General features: G+C 54.1%; 15 protein-coding genes. 5 read left to right on the forward strand and 10 right to left on the reverse strand.

What is annotated here, in order from left to right; genetic code table 11:
• Positions 1-34: 34 nt before the first annotated feature.
• From J2Z18_RS28180 to bcp, 6 genes are all read right to left on the reverse strand, one after another.
• Complete coding sequence (locus tag J2Z18_RS28180) at positions 35-1591, reverse strand: response regulator (RefSeq protein WP_210095668.1); 1557 nt, start codon at positions 1589-1591, stop codon at positions 35-37.
• Positions 1569-3344 (reverse strand): cache domain-containing sensor histidine kinase, encoded by a 1776-nt coding sequence (locus tag J2Z18_RS28185; protein ID WP_007133029.1) that lies wholly within the window; start codon positions 3342-3344, stop codon positions 1569-1571. The genes J2Z18_RS28180 and J2Z18_RS28185 overlap by 23 nt, the downstream gene beginning before the upstream one ends.
• Positions 3345-3885: 541 nt before the next feature.
• On the reverse strand, positions 3886-5064 hold the full coding sequence (locus J2Z18_RS28190; protein ID WP_144878063.1) for an NAD(P)/FAD-dependent oxidoreductase: 1179 nt from the start codon (positions 5062-5064) through the stop codon (positions 3886-3888).
• A gap of 33 nt (positions 5065-5097) precedes the next feature.
• A complete protein-coding gene (locus tag J2Z18_RS28195) occupies positions 5098-5556 on the reverse strand; it encodes a helical membrane plugin domain-containing protein (protein ID WP_007133032.1) in 459 nt (152 codons plus the stop codon).
• 271 nt (positions 5557-5827) lie between these two features.
• The gene (locus J2Z18_RS28200; protein WP_210095669.1) at positions 5828-7168 is read right to left on the reverse strand and encodes a polysaccharide deacetylase; all 1341 of its coding nucleotides are present in this window, start codon (positions 7166-7168) and stop codon (positions 5828-5830) included.
• 183 nt (positions 7169-7351) lie between these two features.
• Positions 7352-7822, reverse strand: a complete 471-nt coding sequence (gene bcp, locus J2Z18_RS28205) for a thioredoxin-dependent thiol peroxidase (RefSeq protein ID WP_144878061.1) — start codon at positions 7820-7822, stop codon at positions 7352-7354.
• Positions 7823-7963: 141 nt separating this feature from the next.
• On the opposite strand from bcp, the gene J2Z18_RS28210 reads away from it, so the two are divergent.
• The 5 genes from J2Z18_RS28210 (at position 7964) to J2Z18_RS28230 (ending at position 13363) form a co-directional block, all read left to right on the forward strand.
• Positions 7964-9040 carry an LCP family protein gene (locus J2Z18_RS28210; RefSeq protein ID WP_007133035.1) on the forward strand — a complete coding sequence of 359 codons (1077 nt, stop codon included), beginning with the start codon at positions 7964-7966 and terminating at the stop codon, positions 9038-9040.
• Positions 9041-9126: 86 nt separating this feature from the next.
• Positions 9127-10443, forward strand: a complete 1317-nt coding sequence (locus J2Z18_RS28215) for a glutamate-1-semialdehyde 2,1-aminomutase (protein ID WP_007133036.1) — start codon at positions 9127-9129, stop codon at positions 10441-10443.
• 184 nt (positions 10444-10627) lie between these two features.
• Positions 10628-11500 (forward strand): aminoglycoside 6-adenylyltransferase, encoded by an 873-nt coding sequence (locus tag J2Z18_RS28220; RefSeq protein WP_007133037.1) that lies wholly within the window; start codon positions 10628-10630, stop codon positions 11498-11500.
• A 329-nt stretch (positions 11501-11829) separates the two neighbouring features.
• On the forward strand, positions 11830-12429 hold the full coding sequence (locus tag J2Z18_RS28225; protein WP_007133038.1) for an RNA polymerase sigma factor: 600 nt from the start codon (positions 11830-11832) through the stop codon (positions 12427-12429).
• Between the two features lie 76 nt (positions 12430-12505).
• The gene (locus J2Z18_RS28230; protein WP_244152808.1) at positions 12506-13363 is read left to right on the forward strand and encodes a DUF4367 domain-containing protein; all 858 of its coding nucleotides are present in this window, start codon (positions 12506-12508) and stop codon (positions 13361-13363) included.
• Between the two features lie 142 nt (positions 13364-13505).
• On the opposite strand, the gene J2Z18_RS28235 is transcribed toward J2Z18_RS28230, so the two are convergent.
• The 4 genes from J2Z18_RS28235 to J2Z18_RS28250 form a co-directional block, all read right to left on the reverse strand.
• Positions 13506-14765 (reverse strand): SGNH/GDSL hydrolase family protein, encoded by a 1260-nt coding sequence (locus J2Z18_RS28235; RefSeq protein WP_210095670.1) that lies wholly within the window; start codon positions 14763-14765, stop codon positions 13506-13508.
• Between the two features lie 86 nt (positions 14766-14851).
• A complete protein-coding gene (locus tag J2Z18_RS28240; RefSeq protein ID WP_007133041.1) occupies positions 14852-15184 on the reverse strand; it encodes a hypothetical protein in 333 nt (110 codons plus the stop codon).
• A gap of 224 nt (positions 15185-15408) precedes the next feature.
• Complete coding sequence (locus J2Z18_RS28245) at positions 15409-15696, reverse strand: hypothetical protein (protein WP_210095671.1); 288 nt, start codon at positions 15694-15696, stop codon at positions 15409-15411.
• Between the two features lie 143 nt (positions 15697-15839).
• Positions 15840-16703, reverse strand: coding sequence for an inositol monophosphatase family protein (locus J2Z18_RS28250; protein WP_210095672.1), 864 nt, complete (start codon positions 16701-16703; stop codon positions 15840-15842).
• Between the last annotated feature and the right edge of the window lie 133 nt (positions 16704-16836).

Below are 16836 nucleotides of genomic sequence, written 5' to 3' on the forward strand. Positions count from 1 at the left end.
TTTCCGATCCTGCAAGAAACCTGCTGCCGCCTTGTCATTTGCGGTTCAATCCCTGATACTCGGCCGGCGTCATCCCGACCAGCTTCTTGAACAGCTTGCTGAAATACTTCACATCGTTAAATCCCGAAAGCTCCGCCACCTCATACACCCTGAGCGAGGTTGCAGCCAGCAGCTCTTTGGCACGCTTTACCCGAAGATCGATCACGTAGTCGATAAAATTGCTCCCCGTCACCCGTTTGAACAGCTCGCTGAAGTAATTCCGGCTTACGGCGACTTCATCGGCGACCTCCTGAAGGGAGATCGGCTCCGTGTAATGGGCGTTAATATAGGAAATGGCCTGAAGGACGATCCGCTCGTGAAGCGTGGCTTCCGGAAACGGACCGCGATTCGGCTCGTCCCGAACCGCCTGAAACGCGTCCAGTATGACGCTCCGCACCTCTTCGACAGACCGAAGCCGGGTTAGCTCAAACGCCGGGGATACAATCGGCAGGGCGGACAGGCTGTACGTGGACAGCATGCCAAGAAGCTCCTCCGCTTCAACGAGCACCTCCTGCTTCCCCATTCGGGACGGCATCCATCGCTCCATTACCGACTGCAGAAGCACTTCGCACCTCGGCAGGTTTCCGACGGCCAGCGCAGCCCTCAAGGCCTGCAGCTCGGGCTTTGCCTGCTCCGGTCCGCCACGGTCGCCCAAGGCACCAATATCCTCCGCGTGAAAGATGCGCCCCTCCCGGTAAAAGAAAGAGGCTTCCAGGCTTGCACTCGCCTCTACGTAGGCCTCGGCGAGCCGCTGGGGCCCGGCATACCGGCGGCTGAGCCCGATGGTGGCGAAGGCGGCAAGCGGAAGGAGGAGATGATCGCAGCGAGGATCCTCTGAACGCTCCATGCCGTCAACGGGCACCCAGGCCGCCAGTAAATCCGGTCCCGTTCGGACCGAAAGCGCATCCGGCAGCTGCTCATATAGGCAGCTCTTGAATCGTTCCATTTCTTCTTCTCCGTCCAACGGGGCTGCTCCGAAGCCGTCCGATCTCGGCCCTCCGTCCAGTCGGCAGACTGCCACGACGAATTGGCCGTCACTCCGGAACCCGGCCAAGTTCTCCATGGCGGCAGCTTCGCCGTGCAATGCCAAATACAGCGTCTTCTCATCGGCCCGTTTCCGCTGTTCCCGCTGCTGCCGCTCATGCTCGGTTACGATACGCTCAAGGCGCTTCTCTTCCTCCAGCTTCTGCCGCATCCGCTCCAGCACATCCTTCAGCGACGCTGAATCGAGCGTCGGCTTCAGAATGTAATCGGCCGCGCCGAGCCGAATGCCTTCCCGGACGTATTCAAAATCGCTGTGGCAGCTGAGCAGCAGCACTTTCACCCATGGGCATAGCTGCCTTGTCCGGCGGGTAAGCTCAAGCCCGTCCATGACCGGCATCGCGATGTCCGTAATCAGAATGTCGACCTCTCCCGCCTCGATCCACTTCAAAGCCTTTTGACCGTTCGATGCCTCCCCGACCAAGCGATAGCCGTATCCCTCCCAGTCAAAAGTGGTCCTGAGCCCTGTGCGGGCAATCGCTTCGTCATCAACGAGCAGCACTTTGTACATGAATATCCCCTCCGTTCGCCGGAATCAAGATGGTCACCCGCGTGCCTCCCTCTTCCTTCCGCTCGACGTTCAAGCCGTAACGACTGCCGTAATACAGCCTCACGGTTTGATGGACATGCGACAGTCCGATGTGGGTCATTCCCTGCTTGGAGCGGTTGCGCTCATAATCCAGCAGCCCGGCAAGCTTCTCCGGCTCGATTCCGATGCCGTTGTCCTCGATGTGGATCATGGCATCCTCCTGCTGCCGCCGGATGACAACCCGGATGACCCCCTTGTCGTCCAGAGGCGCAATCCCGTGGAAAATCGCATTTTCCACAATCGGTTGAAGCAGCATGCGGGGAATTTGCACGTCATCCATGCCAGCCGGACAGTCGACGACCAGCTCAATCGGATGGTCATAGCGGTATTTCTGGATGATCATATATTGGCGAAGAAGCTCCAGCTCATCGCCAAGGCGTATAAATACCCCGCTGCGCCCCAGGCTGCCTTCAAGAAGATGCACGAGCGCCGCTACGGCCTTGTCGACATCATTGGTGCGGTTCAGCTTGGCCATCCACCGGATGGAGTTCAGCGTGTTATATAGAAAATGCGGATTGATCTGATAGCGAAGAGCCCGGATTTCAGCTTTCTTCTTCTCCGATTCCTCTGCGGCAATCCGCTGGATCAACAGGTCAATCTGCTCGATCATCTTGTTGAAGCTTCTGCCGAGCTGACCGATCTCGCTTGGACCGACATTGCGGCACCGGACGCTCAAGTCCCCGGCTTCGCTGCGGCGCATCAGCCGGCTTAAATGAACGAGCGGATTGCCGATTTTCCGCGTCATGTAGTATCCGATCCCGATGGCCGCCAGCATCGAGCCGAGCACGATCCATACGGTAAAGCTGCGGATGCTGGCCGAATCGGCCGTCAGCTCCTTAAGCGGAACCATTCCTACGACATGCCAGCCGTTATTCAGCCGGGAAGGGATCATCAGCGTTTTCTTGTCGTTCCACTCGTATTCCGTCGGCCCTGTCGGCAGCTCCACAGGGGAGCGCTTCCCGTACATGGCCGGATCTGGATGATAGAAGAAGCGGTTCTCGTCGTTGGCGACATACATGTAACCCGTATCCCCGAACTGGACGTGGTTCAGCTCGTCAATAAGCACATCCCCCATAATTTCGAAGAACATGACGCCGACGATCTCCCCCGTATCCCAGCTGCGGATCGCCCTTCCAAGCCCAAATACCGGAAACCCCATGCTTGTCTGCTTCAGATAGGAGGTGTCGGACAGACCGAACCACACCGTTTGCCCGCGAGCCTCCAAAATCGACTGAAACCACGCCGATTCCCATTGACTCGGAATGGACATCAGCGAGTCGGCGCTGAGGACGGAATTGTTCCGCTTGATATCAAAGACGTACACGTCGATGATTTCCGGCGAGTTGATCATAATGGAGGTCAGCAGATCCTTGCCCTCTTTAACCTTGAGGTTCAGGTCATATTGGCTGAGATCCGGATCCTCCAAAATGCCGTGGACGACTTTGCTGTTCAGCACCATCATCGAGGAATCGTCCAGCTTCTTGAAGAACATATTCAGCTTGTCGCTGACCTGGGTAATCGTCAGCGATGCCACCTTGCCCACCTGCTCCTCCACGATGGATGCCGACTTGTGGAAGGATAGGAAGCCCATCATTAGAACCGGCAATGTCGTACCAATGAAAAAGAATAAAAACAGCTGCGTAACGATCGAATGAAGACGGCGGTATCCCCGCATATGCAAACTCCCTCCTCTACCAGATCAGAACATGAATTATTTGACAGCGCTTTCAAATAAGAGGCTTTTGTATTCTTGTACATCTGTCGACAAGCTTCCAGGCATATCAGTACCTTATGTTGGTTCCCTCCGGCCCCTCCTTTCCTTGCTTCCCTTCCAATCTTTCCTTCAGCGTCCGTTAGCTTCCGGCTGCTACTGCTCCCCTTCCCTTCCTACCTTTCCTTCCTCGCGTTCGCTTCTGGCTGCTCCTGCTCCCCTTCCCCTACCTCAACCTCCCATGCGTTCGCTTCCGGCTGTCTGCTTCCCTTTCCTTTCCGCCCATCCTCTTCCCGCTCCGGTCTCCTTCTGACCCCCGGCGAAGCCTCAACTTCAAGTAAGGTCCGTCCGGAGTGTATTCATCGTAATATGTTTGAGAAAGATTGTCCCTATGTCCATCTTCTTATGTTTTTTGCCTTCCCTCACCGCAAACGCAAAAAAGAGATGGACCCCAATATCAGAGCCCATCTCTTGATTTAAATTCATATTCATGCAAGCCTTCGGCTTAGTATGCCAGCGTAAACAATCCATTGATGTGAGAGAGGTAACGCATGTTGCTCGCTTCCTTCATCAACGTCGCAGGCAAACCTTTCAATTGCGTTTTGTTCGCGCCGATAGTTCCGATGGCATCCTTGCGTCCCAAGCTGCCCAGCGTACCGGAGAATACCGGCTCGAAGGAAGCTTGTGCGCCGCCGTTCAGATTCGCGAAGATGTTGTAGCCGATCAGCTCGCCCATCTGCCATGCCAGCTGCGCTGTCGGCGGGTATGGACGGCCTTCCGGTCCCATAACAACCGCGCTGTCGCCAGCGACATACACGTCAGGATGGGAAGCGGATTGCAGGTACTCGTTAACGACCGCACGACCGCGGTTTACTTCGATACCGCAGTTCGCTACAACGGAGTTACCCTGTACGCCGCCGGTCCATACCAGCGTGCTTGTTTCGATGGTGCTGCCGTCTTTCAGCTCAACGGTTGTTCCGTCCATCTTCGTGATCGGCAAGCCGGTGAGGAAGTTCACGCCGCGCTTCTGCAAGCTTGTTGTAGCACGGTCAACCAGCTCTGCAGGAAAGCCTGGCAGAATGGAAGGAGCCGCTTCTACGCAGTAGAGAGTAATTTCCTGTGGATCGATCCCGTGCTTGCGTGCAAGCTCGCTGCGCATATCCGCATACTCGCCGACAAGCTCGACGCCGGTCAAGCCGCCGCCGCCGACAACGATCGTTGCATCGGCCTTGTTCTTCGTTTTAGCATATTCCGCGATGCGGGATTCCACATGGGCACGCAGACGATTCGCATCGTTTACCGACTTCAGAATGAAGCTGTTTTCTTGAAGTCCCGGAATGCCGAAGAATGCAGTTTCACTGCCCAGTGCGATAACGAGAATATCATAAGTAAAGTTTCCGCCGTCATCCAAGGATACCGAGCGCTCATCCGGCTTGATCTCCTTGACGTTGCCAATGCGAAGATCCACGTTGGCGTTGCGAAGCAATTTATCCAGCGGCAGGGCCACTGCTTTCTCTGCGATGTTGCCTGCTGCCAGTCGATGCAGTTCTGTAATGATCTGGTGTGTTGGGAAACGGTTGACCAGCGTAATTTTCGCGTCGTTGACGCCAAAATGCTCGCGCGCAGAAAGTGCGCTCAGCAAGCCGCCGTAGCCCCCGCCCAAAATTAAAATATGTTTAGACATGACCATCCTCCGTTCTTCTTAAGATATATGGAATTAACGCTTGTTCTGTTGGTCGCGCTCGTTCAGAACGTCAAGAAAAGCCTGAGCATAGCGAAGACCCTTTTGAACTTGAGGATCCTTCAGCATTTTCATCAGACCGAATACGCCGATTTGCGCATGATCCCCCTGGGCATGAATTCGGTCGCCCGCTTCGATCGCGGCAGATGCAATCGCTTTTGCCTTGTCGGTAACAGGCTTCGTGAAACCTGCGAGAGAAGCCATGGTGTCTTCCGCCAGCACCGGATCAGTAGCTACGGACTTGCCGAAATCATAAGCCTTCGTGAAGAATGTGAGCATTTCCGTAAGCTTAGGCAGGTTATCCACAAGCGTAGTCAGCGATTCCTGTACCTCAGGCTTTAGCAATTGTTCGAGCAGCACATCAGGACGGCTGGCCTGGTTTCCTGCAACGTTATCCGGTGTTTCGGACGGTTGCGGGTTAGATGTTTCTGTCATAGAGAATTGCCTCCTTTTCTTTAAGTGAACTCCCAAGATGAACTTGGCGACGATCGAACCGGTTAGCTTTAATTTCGGGATAACCGGTATCTATTATGCATCACTGACATAAAGTGTGAACTTCAAGGTGACTCACTCGCGCCAAAATAAAGGCAGGGGGATGGCTCCCCCCTCCTTTACGAATAACGTTCTCAGGGATTGTGATTATTATCTCTAAGTACTAGTCTATAACTTGTGCCGCATAATTACAAACATAAAATACAAATTTCGACTACAAAGTTATGATCCGAATTTCCGCATCTTTATATGTCACTCTTGTAACAGGGTGCCCGGATGCAGCAAGGGCGTCACGGAGCGGAATCCAAGCCGTGCCGCCGATCAGGCGCACATCGGAAGGGAGCGGCCTGCCCCAAGTTTCACCCGGGGTTATCGAGCGTCTCAGCGGGTCCGCTTCCCAGCGTTTCCCTCCGAGGGCCACGCTGACGGTCTTGCTGTGGCCCTCCCAGGAAACCGTCCCCCCGAGCCGCTCTGACAAGGCGCGCAGAGGAACCATCAAGCGCCCGTCCTCCATTTTATACTCGCCCGGCTCGAATGCAGTCTCCATGGCCCCAAACTCGACCGCAAGCGTTCGGCCCGTTTCAAATAGTTTGGCATTGGCCAGAACATGATTCTCGATCCATTGCCGGGAAGGCTGCGAGGCCTTAACCGCGCCTTGCTGCGCCTTGAACTGGACCGGCTGCATATCCGGCGTAAGCACATCGAACGCATAGCCCTGCTTTTTATAATAACCGATGATCTCCGGCAATGCCTTCACGCTCTCCTCATGGCCCTTGCTGTCATGCAGCAGCACGATCGCCTCGCTGCCGCTGACCTTTGCTGTTGCGCCTTTCACGATATCCTTGGCCGGAACCCCCCGGCGCTTCGAATCCCCGCTGTCGACGTTCCAATCGAATACGCGATATCCCCCCTGCTCCATCAGGTCGAAATAAGCCTGGTCAAAGTGTCCGGCTGTCCCGCCCGGCGCCCTGACGAGCTGCGGACGTTCGCCTGTAATCAAGCGGATCAGCTCCTCCGTCTTCTTGATCTGCGCCCAGAAATCTTGAAAATGCCCGTAAAGCTTGTCATAACGATGATCATATGTATGATTGCCGATCGTGTGTCCTTCCTCATATATGCGGTTGATAATTTCCGGACGGGCTTCAGCCTGCTCCCCAAGCACAAAGAACGTGCCCTTAATGCCTTCCTTATGCAATATGTCCAACACCTCCAGCGTCAAATCCGAAGGACCGTCGTCAAAGGTAAGATAGACCTTCTTCTCAGCTTTCGGGTCAACTTTCGGGGCCTGGGCTTGCGCTGCTGCAGCGGATGCGGCTTGCTTGCCTGCTCCCGCTGTGTAAACCGCCTGCTTGATTGGCGTTTCACCGCTTTGGCCTAGCAGCACCTTCGTCTGAACCCCGGCAGCCGATGCCGGAGCCAGCAGCGCCTGCTCCATATATACCTTCATATCGTCCGGCTTCGTTTCTCCCCCGGGGAATCCGGCCCAGACCGTTATCATTAACGCCAACACACTAAAAAACAAGGCAATGGATGCAACTCTCGCTACAATATTCATGATTTCTACCTCCATCATTTCTATGAGTTCGGCTTTCTGCTAGATTATATGGAGGTATTTTCGAAAAAAGACTATCAGCCGATATATATTTTAGCGAGAATTGCGAGAGAAGGACGGGTGAACAAAAATAGCCCCTCGCGGCAAGCCTGTCCAGGCATGCGGAGGGGCGAATCTTCATATAGCTTATGACAGCACAGCTTCGAGGACCGCTTCCACATGGCCCTTCACCTTGACCTTGCGCCATTCGCGGGCGAGCCTCCCCTTCTCGTCGATCAGGAAGGTGGAGCGCACGATCCCCATGTACTCGCGGCCAAACATCTTCTTCATCTGCCACACCCCGAACAGCTCGCTTACCTTATGCTCTTCATCAGCAAGAAGCAAATAGGGCAGGCTATGCTTATCGATAAATTTGGCATGGGATTTCAGCGGATCGGGACTGATGCCGATGACGACCGCCCCCGCTTCCTTCAATGCGCCGTAGTGATCACGGAAGCTGCAGGCCTCCTCAGTGCACGTGGGCGTCATATTTTTCGGATAAAAAAACAGCACGACCTTGCGTCCGCGAAAGTCGCTCAAGGATACATTCTCTCCGCTTGAAGCCGGGAGGGTAAAATCAGGGACCGGGCTCCCTACTTCAACATGTGATGGTTTCACGATTAAGCTCCTCCTGCTGAACGGGACCTTAGACCCGTAAAATTGATTGTCTTTTCGAAAAAAATTATAATAGAGTGAATGTCGAATGTTCAAATGTTCTATCGATTTTATTCACCAGCGCAATCCGAAAGGAAGAACACAATGACCAAAAAAACAAAGAAGACGATTATATGGAGCATATGTATCGTACTTGCGGCTGTCATCGCCTACGGCACTTATTATGCAGTTTCATTCTATGACGGCCTGCAAAGCTTGAACAAAAGCGGTGAATCCTCTCCGTTCCATGAAATTGAGAAGGTGGATGCCAAAGTCCCTGCGCCTCCGGAATGGGAAGGCACCGAGCCGGTGAATATCCTGCTGATGGGCGTCGATGCCCGCGGCTTCGAGGAAGGGGAAATCCCCCGCTCGGACAGCATGATGGTAGCCTCCATCGACCCGGTTAAGAAAAAAATGTACCTGTTCTCTATTCTGCGCGATACGTACACGGACATACCCGGACATGACCCGAACCGGATCAACACGGCGATCACCCATGGTCCCAATACCGCGATGAAGGCGGTCGGCGATCTGCTCGGCATCCCGATCCAATACTATGTCTACACCGACTTCCAAGGATTTATCAAGCTGGTGGATTCCGTCGGCGGCGTTGATTTTTACGTTGAGAAGGATATGAATTATTCCAGCAAAGCGGACAAGAATGAATATGACATCAATCTGAAGGAAGGCATGCAGCATCTGGACGGCAACGCCGCGCTCCAATACGTCCGTTTCCGTTACGACGCTATGGGCGACTTTACCCGTACCGAGCGGCAGCGCGAGCTGATTAAGGCGGTCGCCAAGAAAATGCAGACGACCACGTCCATTATGAAGCTGCCGGATATTTTGAAATCCGTCAGCCCTTACATCGACACGAATCTCGAGGTCGAAGACATGTGGAAGCTGGCCACCGTCGCATACAAGAGCAGCATGAGCGGCAGCGAGCAGGTCCCTCCGATGAAGCTGCTGAAGGAAGAAACGATCGGCGGTGCAGCTGTCTTGACGGTCGGCAATCCGGACACCTTAAAGCAGTACATTCAGGATATCATGAGCCCGCCGGATCCTGACCCGGAGACCGAGGAAGGCCAAAGCGAAGGCAAGGAGAGCGATCCTGCCGGCAAAGAAAGTAATCCTTCTGCATCGACGTCCACGTCTACATCCACAGAGACAGACCGCAACTAACTTAGCACACTATATAGCATGCAGGACAGGCAGCTTGGAATCTTGGCGGCCTGTCCTGCTTCATGAAGAAAGGAAGTTTTTACACGATGAACACATCCAGAACCCGTTCCGAAGCCTTATACCAGGAAGCTCTTCAGCATATCGTCGGCGGCGTCAACAGCCCCTCCCGCTCATTCAAAGCGGTCGGCGGCGGCGCCCCCGTCTTCATGAAACGCGCAAGCGGCGCCTATTTCTGGGATGAAGACGGCAATCGCTACATCGATTACTTGGCGGCCTATGGACCGATTATTACCGGCCATGCCCATCCGCACATTACGGCCGCCATTACGGCGGCAGCCCAGAACGGCACGCTGTACGGGACGCCGACCGAGCTTGAAATCAAGCTTGCCAAAATGCTGAAGGATGCCATCCCTTCCTTGGACAAGGTGCGCTTCGTCAATTCCGGCACTGAGGCCGTCATGACGACGATCCGCGTTGCACGCGCATATACGAAGCGCAATAAAATCATCAAGTTCGCCGGCTGCTACCACGGCCACTCCGACCTCGTGCTTGTCGCCGCAGGATCAGGACCTTCCACGCTCGGCATTCCGGACAGCGCCGGAATTCCGACAAGCATTGCCCACGAGGTCATTACGGTTCCGTTTAACGATCTTGACAGCCTGCGTGACGCCTTGGAGCAATGGGGTGATGACGTGGCCGCGGTGATGGTCGAACCGATTGTCGGCAATTTCGGCATGGTAATGCCAAAGCCAGGCTTCCTGGAAGGACTGTGCCGGTTGGCCCATGATAACGGCTCGCTCGTCATCTATGACGAGGTCATCAGCGCCTTCCGCTTCCACTACGGCTCTTCCCAGACATACGCAGGTCTGGCGAATCACGAAGCCATTCAGCCGGATCTGACCGCGCTCGGCAAAATCATTGGCGGCGGTCTTCCGATCGGCGCTTACGGCGGCCGGAAGCACGTTATGGAGCAGGTTGCCCCGCTCGGACCTGCATATCAAGCAGGAACGATGGCTGGCAATCCGGCGTCGATCGCCGCAGGGATCGCCTGTTTGGAGGTGCTGCAAGGCGAAGGCGTGTATGAGGAAATGGAGCGTCTGACGATCAAGCTGACCGAAGGGCTGAAGAGCTCGGCGGACCGCCATGGCATTCCGCTCACGATCAACCGGATTCGCGGCTCCTTCTCCACTCATTTCTGCGATCATCCGGTGACCAACTATGATGAAGCCCAGGATACGGACGGCGAGGCCTTCGCTTCCTTCTTCCGCCATATGCTGGACCGCGGCATTAATCTGGCCCCTTCTAAATACGAGGCCTGGTTTATGACGACTGCCCATACGGAAGCGGACATCGATGCAACATTGGAAGCCGCAGAGGCTTCATTTCAAGCCATGAAAGGTTAATGGCATTGATATTTCATGTAGGGTAAATCCTGGAAAGGGGAACCGGAATATGAAGAAGCTGCTGAACAAGTTATAACATGCTGCGTGTCCATATCCCGCTTCCACGGTTCGCATCCGCGGACCTCCTGCCTTAACGGTTCATAAGATTGACCCATTCCAATGAAAACGAAAGGCGGGAACAACGATGAGAAGCGAGCAAGAAATGATGGATTTGATTCTGGGTGTGGCTAAGCGCGATGAACGTGTTCGCGCCGTGACCCTGGAAGGCTCAAGAACGAACCCTAATGTGCCGAAGGATGTATTTCAGGACTATGATATCAGCTTCCACGTCACCGACATGGACAGCTTCATTCAAGACCCGGGCTGGATTGACGTCTTCGGGGAACGCATCATTTTGCAAACGCCCGAAGATATGGCGATGTTCCCTCCTGATCTGGGGAACTGGTTCTCCTATCTGATGCTGTTTACGGACGGGAACCGGATTGACATGACCCTGATTCCCATCGAGGAAAAGGAATCCTACAGCCAGCATGACAAGCTGATCAAGGTGCTTATGGACAAAGACGGGACGTTTCCCGAAATACCGGAGCCGTCGGATGAGGACTATCGCGTCAAACGTCCGTCCGCCGAATTCTTTGCGGACTGCAGCAACGAATTCTGGTGGGTCACCACTTATGTAGCCAAGGGCTTGTGGAGAGAGGAAATTCTGTATGCCCAGGATCACCTGAACAATATTGTTCGGCCGATGCTGATCAAAATGCTGGAATGGCAGGCCGGGGTTCTGACCGGCTTCTCGCTTAGCGTTGGCAAGAATGCCAAGTATCTGAAGCGATACTTGCCCGAGGACAGCTGGAACGAGCTGATGGATACCTACGCCGGGGGAACCTATGACGAGGTCTGGGATGCCCTCTTCGCCGCCGGAGCACTTTTCCGGAAGACGGCGCTGTACGTCGGCGAGCAGCTGGGCTACACGTATGACATGGGACAGGACGGGCGCGTTACCGGCTTCCTGCACCATGTCCGCCAGCTGCCGCGGGATGCGAAGGAAATCTATTAAAATCATGCGGGAAGCTGCTATGCCCGTAATTCGGGTAATAGGATAAGGCAGCCGCTCTCGGCCAGGGCAGACCGGGGACCCGTTTAACCCCGCTCCCAAGGCTATGGGAAGCAGCAAAGAGAGACGCCATTCGCGGCGTCTCTCTTTTATTTTGTACGCTCCCTGTTTTCCCCCTAGCCTCACTTCAGACCTTCGCTCCATCTGCCGGGGCCTCATATTGATCCAAGCCGTTCTCCTGCAAATGAAAACTCGGGAAGTTCTGAGAGAGCCTGTTTGTCACATTAGCACCATGCTGATACGTAATACAGATTGTAAAGGGGTGAAACCACTTGGATGAACCAGCATTCCATCAGATCGTTGCTGATGTTTTGAAGGGAGAGATCGACCAATACGAGCTGATCATGAACCGCTGCAACAAAGCCATCTTCAATTACTGCTACCACATGCTTGGCGATTATGCCGAAGCCGAGGATTGCACCCAGGAGGTTTTCTTGAAGGCGTACCGCCACTTGTCCAAATATGAAACGGACAAGCCCTTCGAGGCCTGGCTTTACCGCATCGCCTGCAACCAATGCATCGACTTGCTGCGGAAACGCAAGCTGTATCGGTACCTCCCCTTTCTATACCAGAAAGACCAGGATAACCGGCATGTCGATCAGGTCATCGAGCACAAGTACTACAATCCGTCCGTGCTCCGGGCGCTGGCCAGGCTGACCGCCGAGGAACGAAGCCTGCTCATCCTGCGCTGCGTCGAGGACAAGAGCTATCACGAGATCAGCCTTATTTTGCAACAAAGCACGACCTATCTCAGGAAAAAGTTCGAGCGGGCCGCCGCCAAGTTCCGCAAACATTACGCCATGGCAGAGGGGGAGGAAACGAATGAGCATGGACAGCGACAAAGACCTGAAACCACTCTTTCAAAGGGTTGAGCCGCCCGGAGCCGCCCTCCAGAAACGCGTTATGCGCCAAATTCGGGAAGAACATATTCAAAAGGAGCGATTGTTCGTGAAAAACAAAGTAAGCATTCTCTTGATCGCCGGCATGCTGCTTACCGCATCGACCGGCTTCGCAGCTGTCAAGTACCATTCTTTAACCAACGGCAAGGGAGAAGTCGTCTATGAGGAGAAATCGAGCGCAGTGTCTCCTCCGCTTAAGGATTATTCCAAAGAGGAACTGGATCGCATCCATCTTATGAATACCGTCTGGGATGAGCAAATCAAGCCGGGCGAAGCCGCCGCCATTTATATTGTGCCGAATAATCCGAACCACGTCATCGATATCAAATCCACTCCGCATGCCGTCAAGGATTTCGATAAGCTGACAAGCATGGTGAACGTGCCCGGCGTACCGCTGGCCAAGGAGATCTCCGCTTCCGCCTCGGACAAATATATGTTCAATAATGCCAGCGTGCACATGGAGCGCGAGACTGACGCAAAGCCGCTGACCGAGCAGGAAAAGGCCGACATCGCGAAGAAACTGCTTACGAAAGCCAAGTCTTCGGGCAAGGATTACGCCCTGATGCCGATACAGTTTACGGACAATTTCTGGCTGTCGACGGTTTATTACACCAGCGGCAGCAAGGAGATCGCCCTGACGATTCTGAATAACGGAGACCACGGCAGCGTGACCTCTTACTGGGACGAGAATATGGACATGATCAACCGGAAGATCGAGATCAACGGGCAGGACGTCCTGCAAAAAACATGGAACGATGGAAGCACGACGCAGCTGGACTGGGCTTATGAGGATCCAAGTACCGGACACCACTACTTGTATACGCTCAGCTCCATGGAGGGAGATGTCCCAGCCGAGGAACTGATCCGTATCGCCGAAACGATCATTCCGAAGGCGGCTTCCAAGTGAGCAGCCGGCTCATATATCACTTGACGCTTTAAAATCATAGACAATTAAACGGAGAATATGAAAAAGGAAAAGAGAGGCGCCAAATCGGCGTCTCTCTTTGGTTCCGCAGCTATGATCCAACCTTATCTTAGGGCGGATATAGTTATAAGTTAATGAATGCGGTACGCTGTTTGGAGCTGTACTGAACATCAAAACCAAGACCCGATGCAATGACGGCAAGCGGAACATAGGTCTTGTCTTCCTTGCCTACCTTATGCAGAAAAGCAGGCGTATCGATCGGAACGTTCGTGCCGTTTACTTTCACAAACTTCTTGCCGATCGTGACTACAACCGTTTTATCTCCATATGTGATGGTAGCGCTTGAGGTTTTATTCTCCCACTTCGTCGTTGCCCCCACCGCATTAACGATATCTTGAATCGCCACGTAGTTCATATTGTCGCGAAGAATCGGTTTGTACGGCGTATTGAGCTCCTGTCCCTTGACGACGATCCGCATCGGCTGACCCTGCTCCTGCACCGGCGGCTGCTTATAGCTGCCCCAGATCGTCTCCGCAAATACGGTTGCCATCGTCTCGTAACCGTACTGGTTCGGATGGATATCATCCTTAAGGATATGCGTCATCGTAATCTCAGATCCCACGAAGGCTTCCGCTACATGCGCTACCTTGATATCCGCGCCTTGGTTCGCGAAGCTCGCAGCGATGTCATCCACGAGCTTGGTGAAATGGCCGGCCGCTTCCAGCAGCTTCGCATAAGCAGCCTCGCCCGCCAGTTTAGGAATCGGATTATACTGGTCCGCGATGACGATGGTCGCATCCGGATTCAGCAGCCGCAGATTACCGATGACGGCGGTGACGTTCTCGGTGTACTGTGCAAACAGCTCCTGCAGCTTGGCTGCGAGCTGCTCCTCACTCAGCTTGTCGATCGTGCCGACCAGGCTCATCATATCATTGCCGCCGATGGTAATGGTAATCAGATCCGCTTCGGCGATTGCGGCTTTCGCTTTGGGTGCGTCCGCTCCGATCTGCTTCGCGCGCGGGTCCGCCAGCCCAGGCTGCAGCTCCTCGGCTGTTAGAGAACGTCCATCAACGATGGCCTGAAGGTAATGGTCCAGTCCGTCCGTCTTCAATCCGGCTATCCCTAGGTTCGTCAATTCGGTTCTTCCGTAGAAAAGCCCTTGTTCATATAAACGTTCGACGAAACCATACAGCTTGTTCAAATCCACTCCCGGCTCATAACCGACCGTGAGCGAGTCTCCCAGCGTTACAATTCGGTATGTAGTATCCTCCTTTACGCTGCCCCCATCGGCAAACACCGTGGCTGCACCCGGGCCAAGCAGCGTTACGGCCAGCATCAGAAATCCTGTTACCGCTGCCAGCCTCTTCTTCCATTGTTTGAACATACCTTCACTCTCCCTAGATTTATTCGATATCCTCCTTATTTTACCACCTGCGTCCCTGATTGGGTACAAAGCCCTCCCTTGCAGAACTATCCCTTCCCATTTCTTTTCATGAGCAGGTAAGCAATTAAATAACCTGCGGACGTTACGCCGAACAACGCGAAGATGCCCGGAGTTCCAGCCAAGTACAGACTCGGCAGCACCGACCATAAGAAGGCAATCAGCATTAACGGTTTCCACGGTCCGAACAGCGAGATCAGTGCGATCACACCAGGTAGAAAGAGCATGAGAAAGGTGTTCCGTGCCGCATCTGCATTCACCGTATCCGTATACGGATTGAAAAATATAAGGATGCACCACAACAACATGGAGCCGATGCCTGATACGGCACCCGCAATATGAAACGTCCGCAGCCCTCTCATCTTCATGCCTCCTCACTATAATCCTGTCCTTGAATACATATCTGCTTTTTTGCTCCTGCAGAAAACGCGTGTGCTTTATGCCCTCCGAAGTTCCGCTACTAAGAACGGTATACAAAAAAAAGAAAATGGACAGCCTCCTTAATCGCGCTGTCCATTCCTGTAATGCTTATACAGTTGCTTGCCGTATTCACGGCTTCTAACCGGGCAGGGCCTGACTCCATTCATCAAGAGGACGCATCCCCTTGCTCCTTGCGGTCCTGCTCCGGCTTCGGCTCGTTACGCTTGCCCGCCTGCTCCATGTATTTGTCGTAACGGCCATCGATTTCCTTCGCGATGCTACGGTATTTCAGTGTTTCTTCCACGATGGGGTCGAGCTGGGTCTGAATCCGGATCTCGTATTTCGGAGAGACCTGACGGCGCTCCTCCTGCTCCCGATCCTTCCTCTCCATCTCGCCTTCAGTCAACATCTCGCTAAGCCGGCGTTCCAAATCCTGATCTGATTTCTCATTCATCTCACGCATAACTCCTTTAACAAGCTGTTGTAGACGCTGCCATCTTGATACTTCTATCTTACATTACCCTCAACCGCCGGTATCTTATCCGGCCTTTCGTAATTTCCATCTGACCTCTTGCCGATTGTTTGGCCAAGTCAGTCTTAACGAACGGAGCCCTCGCCCGCTTCCTTCAGCGTATCCAGCAAGCCTTGGTGGATCAAGCTGTTGGTCGCCGCTATATTCCGTACGGACAGATCGAACGGACGGCCATCGGTGTCCGTCACCGCTCCGCCGGATTCCTGAACCAGCAGGGCCCCTGCGGCGATATCCCAGGCGCTCAGCCCGTGCTCCCAGTATCCGCTTAAGCGTCCGGCGGCAACGTACGCCAGATGAAGGGCGGCGGAGCCCCCGGCTCTTACATTGCGCACCCTCGGCAAGAGGGCGTGAAGCTCGGCCATGTTCAGCGGCAGATTAACCTTGCTGTCAATCGGGAATCCGGTCGCAAGCAAGCTCTCCGACAGCTGGCTCTCCTTGGATACATACGTAGGATTGCCGTGCACATAGGCCCCTTTTCCCTTCTCGGCCACAAACAATTCGTCCCGCGAAGGATCGTAAATCACCCCGACGATCACTTCTCCGCGATGGGCTAGCGCGATGGAGACGGAATAGAACGGGAAACCATGGACGTAATTCGTCGTCCCGTCAACCGGGTCGATAATCCAGAGATACTCCTCTTCCTGGGCCGCCTTCAGCGCCCGTGCGGCAGCTTCGGCCCCAGGCTCAACCCCTTCCTCTCCTAGAATCACGTGGTCCGGGAAGTGAGTGAGAATCAGCTTCCGGATCATCTGCTCGGCCCCTTTGTCCACTTCCGTGACAATATCTTGAGGCGATGTTTTGGTGCTGAGCTGTTTCACGGATCCGAGTCTGCTCTTAATCCACTCCCCCGCCTTCGCGGCACAATTAATCGCAACGGCAGTGTAACTCTTACTGCTGACTACATAAGGAGTCTTGTCATTCTCGTTCAAAGCGCTCACTCTACTTTCTATATCAATCTATTGATTGTTAACATCCCTTTATCCTATTCCGGTATTACGAAACAGGAGCGGGCAGCGTTTCTCAAAATTTCGCCTATTTCAACAAAAGTCCGTTCCTTGCGGA

Source organism: Paenibacillus lactis, assembly GCF_017873605.1.
Lineage (GTDB): Bacteria > Bacillota > Bacilli > Paenibacillales > Paenibacillaceae > Paenibacillus_AQ > Paenibacillus_AQ lactis.

What these genes read in the sequence shown, in the direction of transcription:
- J2Z18_RS28235 (WP_210095670.1), bottom strand. Translation starts at nt 14,765, where the DNA reads ATGTTCAAACAATGGAAGAAGAGGCTGGCAGCGGTAACAGGATTTCTG.
- J2Z18_RS28240 (WP_007133041.1), bottom strand. Translation starts at nt 15,184, where the DNA reads ATGAGAGGGCTGCGGACGTTTCATATTGCGGGTGCCGTATCAGGCATC.
- J2Z18_RS28215 (WP_007133036.1), top strand. Translation starts at nt 9,127, where the DNA reads ATGAACACATCCAGAACCCGTTCCGAAGCCTTATACCAGGAAGCTCTT.
- J2Z18_RS28190 (WP_144878063.1), bottom strand. Translation starts at nt 5,064, where the DNA reads ATGTCTAAACATATTTTAATTTTGGGCGGGGGCTACGGCGGCTTGCTG.
- J2Z18_RS28210 (WP_007133035.1), top strand. Translation starts at nt 7,964, where the DNA reads ATGACCAAAAAAACAAAGAAGACGATTATATGGAGCATATGTATCGTA.
- J2Z18_RS28185 (WP_007133029.1), bottom strand. Translation starts at nt 3,344, where the DNA reads ATGCGGGGATACCGCCGTCTTCATTCGATCGTTACGCAGCTGTTTTTA.
- J2Z18_RS28245 (WP_210095671.1), bottom strand. Translation starts at nt 15,696, where the DNA reads ATGAATGAGAAATCAGATCAGGATTTGGAACGCCGGCTTAGCGAGATG.
- J2Z18_RS28195 (WP_007133032.1), bottom strand. Translation starts at nt 5,556, where the DNA reads ATGACAGAAACATCTAACCCGCAACCGTCCGAAACACCGGATAACGTT.
- J2Z18_RS28200 (WP_210095669.1), bottom strand. Translation starts at nt 7,168, where the DNA reads ATGAATATTGTAGCGAGAGTTGCATCCATTGCCTTGTTTTTTAGTGTG.
- J2Z18_RS28180 (WP_210095668.1), bottom strand. Translation starts at nt 1,591, where the DNA reads ATGTACAAAGTGCTGCTCGTTGATGACGAAGCGATTGCCCGCACAGGG.
- J2Z18_RS28220 (WP_007133037.1), top strand. Translation starts at nt 10,628, where the DNA reads ATGAGAAGCGAGCAAGAAATGATGGATTTGATTCTGGGTGTGGCTAAG.